Genomic DNA, 5,013 nt, shown 5'->3' with positions numbered 1-5,013 from the left:
CGACGGCGTGCTCGTCGACGAGGTGCCAGACGAGGGCGCGCTCGACCGGGGTGAGCAGCCGCTCCTCGCCCGATGCCGCACCCGAGCCGCCGACGAGACGGGAGGCCCAGAACCGGGCCTCGGCGAGTGGCAGGCGGAGCACCGCGCGGGCACGGACGCCCTCGACCGCGGCGACGACGTAGGCGGCGGAGTCGTCCGGATCGCGGAGCGCGGCCGCCGGGCTGAGCACGAAGCCTCCGTACTCGACGTCGATGACGGTGCGGGTCTTCGCGGTGAGCTGGAGGCCGAGGGACCGGCCGAAGGATTCGAAGGCCGAGGCGAGCCGCTCGTTCTGCGGCGCGGACAGCAGCTCCGGGCGCTCGAAGTCGTACAGGCGCACGTCGAGCTCCGCGGCCCCAGGCGGGTGCACGCGGACACGATGGCCACGCCGATCCGTCACGCGTCGGATCCTCGCAGCGGCACCCCCCGATCAGGGGTACGACACTCGGTGACCGCCCGAACGGCCGGTGCTAGTGTCCGGGACCCGCTGTCGGTGCGGGGATGGCCGCGGGTGTCGCCGACGACGCGGCCGGGGTGCTCGTCGGCGTGTGCACGACGATGTCGACGCGCCGGTTCTTCTCGATCGTCGCTTCCCCCTCCCCCGCGATCGGCTGCGCCGAGCCGTACGAGACGGAGGAGATCCGCTCCCCCGCGACGCCGTGGTCGACGAGGTAGAGCAGCACGTTGCCGGCACGGGCGGCGGCGAGGTTCCAGTCGTTGCCGAACCGGCCGGGCGAGCCGTGCGGGTCCGCGTGGCCCTCGACGGTGATCGTCCGGCCGCCGTCGCCGATCACCGGCGCCACGGCCTTCAGCACCGTGACGGCGGCGGGGCGCAGGGATGCGTCGTTGCCGTCGAAGTAGGCGGACGACCCGACGAGCCCGATGGTGAGGCCCCTCGCGTCGACCTTGATGTCGGCGAGGTTCGACGCGTGCGCCTTCTTCAGGGCCGCCTCGATGGCCGTCTTCATCGTCTTCTCGAGCTTCAGCGACCCGGTCGTCGTCTTCGATGCGGTGAAGCCGTTGCCGTTCTTGTCGACGAGCTCCTTCGGCACCGGGATGCCCTTGGTCAGGTCGAGCTTGGTGCTGTTCGTCACGCCGAACCCCGAGGCGAGCGAGTTCTTCAGCACGTCGAACTTGTGCGAGTCCACTGTCGACATCGCGTAGAGCACGATGAAGAGGCACATCAGCACCGTGATCATGTCCGCGTAGGAGGTCATCCAGCGTTCGTCGAGATGGAACTCGCCCCCGTGACCCCCCTTGCGGCGTCTGCCGCTGCTCACGATCAGGCGGCCGCTTCCGCGGTCTTCGCGGCCTTGACGGGCTTGGCCGCCTTCTCGGCGCTCTTCTCGGCGGACTTGCCGAGCTGGCTCTCCGGCACCATCGCGCGCAGCTTCTCGCCGAGCACCCGGGGCTGGGATCCGGCCTGCACGGCCATGACGCCCTCGACGAGCACGGTGTAGCGCTCCGCCTCGAGGTCGGCGACCTTGCCGAGCCGGCCGCCGATGGGCAGCCAGATGAAGTTCGCCGACATGACGCCCCACAGCGTCGCGACGAACGCGCCGGCGATGGAGTGGCCGAGCCCGGCCGGGTTCGAGAGGTTCTCGAGCACGTGGGTGAGCGAGACGACGGTGCCGATGATGCCGACCGTGGGCGCGAAGCCACCGAGGGAGTTGAAGAACTTCGCGGCCGAGCGCGCCGTCTTCTCCTTCGCGGCGGCCTCGTCCTCCATCATGATCCGCAGCTCGTCCGCGTCCATGCCGTCGGCGACGTTCTGCAGCGCCTTCTTCAGGTACGGGTCCGTGACCTCGGCGGCCTGGGCCTCGAGTGCCAGCAGGCCCTGCTTGCGAGCGACCTCGGCGAGCTCGACGAGCCGCTCGATGTCGGCGCCGAGCTTCACGCCCTTGAAGAGGAACGCCTTCGGCAGCGACTTGATGGCGAGGATCGCGTCGGGCAGGGTCGTGGACGCGATACCGACCCCGATCGCACCCCCGAGCACGAGGATCATCGGCGCGGGGATGATGAGCGACATCGGGTTGGCGCCCTCGAGGAACGCCATGACGAGCAGCGACCCGAACGCTACGGCGATGCCGCCGATGGTGGCGGGATCCATCAGGACCCCCCACGACGTGCGTCGGCAGGACGCACGGGAGCCTTCGCGCCGTCGACGACACCGAATCGGCGCCCCCCTCGCGACGACGCGGGGACGGCGGGCGGTGCCTCGAAGTGCATGGAGTGGGCGAGCGCGATGACGCGAGCGCGGTACTCCGCGATCTCGCTGATCACCTCGTCGATCGTCTCGGTGACGATGAACGTCGTCCCGTCGACGAGCACCACGGAGGTGTCGGGCGACTCCTGGATGCGTTCGACGAGATCAGGGTTCACCGCGAACGTGCTGCCGTTCAGGCGCGTCAGCAGGATCATTCCTCCCCCATCCATGGGCACACGGCCGACCCCGTCCGTGGGGTCGTTGCGCCGTCGACTAGACCATCGGCCGGTCCGTCGACGATGTCAGGTGGAGGAGGGCACGCGCATGCCCCCACTTCGCGTGCAACGAGGGACGCGGCGCGGCAGCCCGATCGGGTGCCGCGCCGCGTCCGTCCCGTCGGGGACTACTGCTTCAGCTGGACGAGGTCCTGCAGCACCTGGTCGGACGTGGTGATGATGCGGGCGTTCGCCTGGAACCCTCGCTGGGCGATGATCAGGTTGGTGAACTCCTGGCTGAGGTCCACGTTCGAGGCCTCGAGGGCACCGGCGACGATGGTGCCGGCACTGCCGTCCCCCGCCGTGGTCATGGTGGGCGTCCCCGAGTTCAGGGTCTGCTGCAGCGTGGAGTTCCCCGCCTTCTCGAGGCCCTCCGGGTTCACGAACGTCGCGAGCGCGAGCCGCGCGAGCGGGATCGTCGCGCCGTTGCTGAACGTGCCGGAGAGCGTGCCGTCGCTGCCCATGGTGGTGGAGAGCAGCCGGCCGGCGGCGGTGCCGTCCTGGGTGGCGATCGTCGCGGTGCTCAGGTCGGCGAAGCCGGTGAGGCCCGACATGTCGATGGCGATGCCGTCGCTCGTCGTGATCTTCGTGTTCCCGGTGACCGCGCCGTTCGCGCACTGGAGGCTGCCGGTCACGGCTGCGCCGGTGCCGTCGCCGGCGGAGTAGGTCCAGGCGCCGTTGGCGCCCGGCGTGAACGTGATGGACAGCGTCTTCTGCGTGCCGTCCTTCGCGTACACGCTGATCTCCTTGACGGCCGTGCCGCCCGCGCCGGTCGAGTCCAGGTTGCCGGTGACGGTGGCCTTGCTGGAGGCGACGGCGGGGGCGACCGTGCCGCTCGGCAGGTTGATGCCCCCGGGCGCGCCGCCGCTGTTGATGACGCCGCCGACGGCGCTCCAGCCCTGCACGAGACCGCCGTCGGCGGTCGCGAGCCGGCCCTGCGCGTCCCAGTGGAAGGCGCCGTCACGGGTGTAGAGCGTCTGGGACCCGACGGACGTGACGAAGTAGCCGTCCCCCGAGATCATCGTGTCGAGGTTGTTCCCCGTGGACTGCTGCTCGCCCTGGGCGAGGTTGGTGTTGATCGCCGAGACCCGCACACCGAGGCCGACCTGGCTCGGGTTCGTGCCCGCCTTGGTGGTCTGCGGGAGGCCGGCGGAGGAGAGCGTCTGGGACAGCGTGTCCTCGAACTGGACGCTGGAGGACTTGAAGCCCGTCGTGTTGACGTTGGCGATGTTGTTCGAGGTGACGTCGAGCATCGTCTGTTCGGCGCGGAGCCCGGAGATGCCTGCGTAGAGCGAGCGGAGCATGGCGGAGAGCCTTTCGGAACGGTTCGGTCGGTGGTGAGCCGCCGGTGGTGGCCGTCCTGGCCTGCGAGGTCGCCGTCATGGCTGGGGGTGCCGCGGGGGCGGCGGGGGTCGTGCGGGGGATCAGGAGGTGGTGGCGGAGGAGGAGGTCGTGGTGCTGATGCCGGTCAGGTCGGTGAGGGCGACGGTGTCGCTGCCCACGGTGACGCTCGGGGTCGAGCCGCTGAAGGACACCGCGGTGGCGAGCCCGGTGTGCGCGGCGCCCTGGGCGTCCGTCCAGCTGACGGTCTTGCCGAGCACGTTGGCGGCGGCGGACCGCATCTGGAGGTTGTAGCTGTCGGTGGTCGCGCTGTTCAGGCTCGTCAGCTGCTGCATGGAGGCGAGCTGCGACGTCTGGCTGATCATCTGCGTGCTGTCCATCGGCGAGCTGGGGTCCTGGTTCTGCAGCTGGGTGACGAGCAGCTTGAGGAACATCTGCGAGTCGAACGCCTGCGTCGGGGTCCGGGTCGCCGGCGTCGAGTACAGCGAGGTCGCGGTGGTGGTCGGGGCGGTCACGGCGTCGGTCATGGCGGCGTCCTTTCAGGCGAGCACGTCGAGGCGCCCGGCGGCGGGCGTTCCCGGCCACGGTGAGCGGACGGGGAGGGAGGGGAGCGAGGCGGCGGGCGCTGGCTGCCGGGCCCAGCGGGGTGCGCGGTCGTCGGAGGCGGATCCGCGCGAGCCGCCCTGGGGGGCGTCTCCGGTGCCGAGGCCGAGGGTCGCCCCGGACGTGGAGCCGGATCCGGCGAGGTCGCGCCGGAGGTCGGGCAGCATCGCGGTGATCGCGTCACGCGCGTGCGGGGCGGCGAAGAGCTCGACCTTCATCGATCCGTCGGCGATGTGCGCCCGGACCGTGACCGTGCCGAGGTTCTCCGGTGTGACGCGGACGACGACGACGTGGTCGCCGTTCCCCGCGGCCGCGAGGGCCGCGATGGGCGGAACGAGCTGCGTGGCGAGCGGCTGATCAGCGGGTGCCTGCGAGGCGGCGACGGGCGCGGCGACGGCGGCCGGGAGCTGGAGCGCCGGCTGCTGCGGCGTCACCGCGGCCTGCACCGAGGGGGCCTGCGGACCGGTGGCCTGCGCCGGGGCGGGGCGGTCGTCGTCACCGGCTGCGGCGACGGCGAGACGGCGGATGCGGGGCGCGGCTGCTGCGGCC

The 5,013-nt window shown here is 71.3% G+C and carries 6 protein-coding genes and 1 pseudogene; all 7 read right to left on the bottom strand.

Translation table 11 applies throughout. From position 1 onward, the window contains the following. Positions 1 to 439, bottom strand: a pseudogene (locus JWQ92_RS16145) (hypothetical protein); the annotation flags it as partial. 70 nt (positions 440 to 509) lie between these two features. Further along, positions 510 to 1,319 (bottom strand): flagellar motor protein MotB, encoded by an 810-nt coding sequence (locus JWQ92_RS16140; RefSeq protein ID WP_297345485.1) that lies wholly within the window; start codon positions 1,317 to 1,319, stop codon positions 510 to 512. Positions 1,320 to 1,321: 2 nt separating this feature from the next. After that, positions 1,322 to 2,149, bottom strand: coding sequence for a MotA/TolQ/ExbB proton channel family protein (locus tag JWQ92_RS16135; protein ID WP_297345484.1), 828 nt, complete (start codon positions 2,147 to 2,149; stop codon positions 1,322 to 1,324). Next, positions 2,149 to 2,460, bottom strand: coding sequence for a flagellar FlbD family protein (locus JWQ92_RS16130; protein WP_297345483.1), 312 nt, complete (start codon positions 2,458 to 2,460; stop codon positions 2,149 to 2,151). Before JWQ92_RS16130 ends, JWQ92_RS16135 begins: the two co-directional genes overlap by 1 nt. Positions 2,461 to 2,648: 188 nt before the next feature. Next, positions 2,649 to 3,824 carry a flagellar hook protein FlgE gene (locus tag JWQ92_RS16125; RefSeq protein WP_297345482.1) on the bottom strand — a complete coding sequence of 392 codons (1,176 nt, stop codon included), beginning with the start codon at positions 3,822 to 3,824 and terminating at the stop codon, positions 2,649 to 2,651. 120 nt (positions 3,825 to 3,944) lie between these two features. Beyond that, positions 3,945 to 4,388 (bottom strand): flagellar hook capping FlgD N-terminal domain-containing protein, encoded by a 444-nt coding sequence (locus JWQ92_RS16120; RefSeq protein ID WP_297345481.1) that lies wholly within the window; start codon positions 4,386 to 4,388, stop codon positions 3,945 to 3,947. Positions 4,389 to 4,400: 12 nt separating this feature from the next. Beyond that, the coding region (locus JWQ92_RS16115) for a flagellar hook-length control protein FliK (protein WP_297345480.1) at positions 4,401 to 5,013 on the bottom strand (613 nt) is incomplete at its 5' end.

It is taken from the genome of Amnibacterium sp. (assembly GCF_025463795.1).
Lineage (GTDB): Bacteria > Actinomycetota > Actinomycetes > Actinomycetales > Microbacteriaceae > Amnibacterium.
Note: the sequence above shows the minus strand (reverse complement) of the source record. Positions and strands in the feature narration are given on the sequence as shown.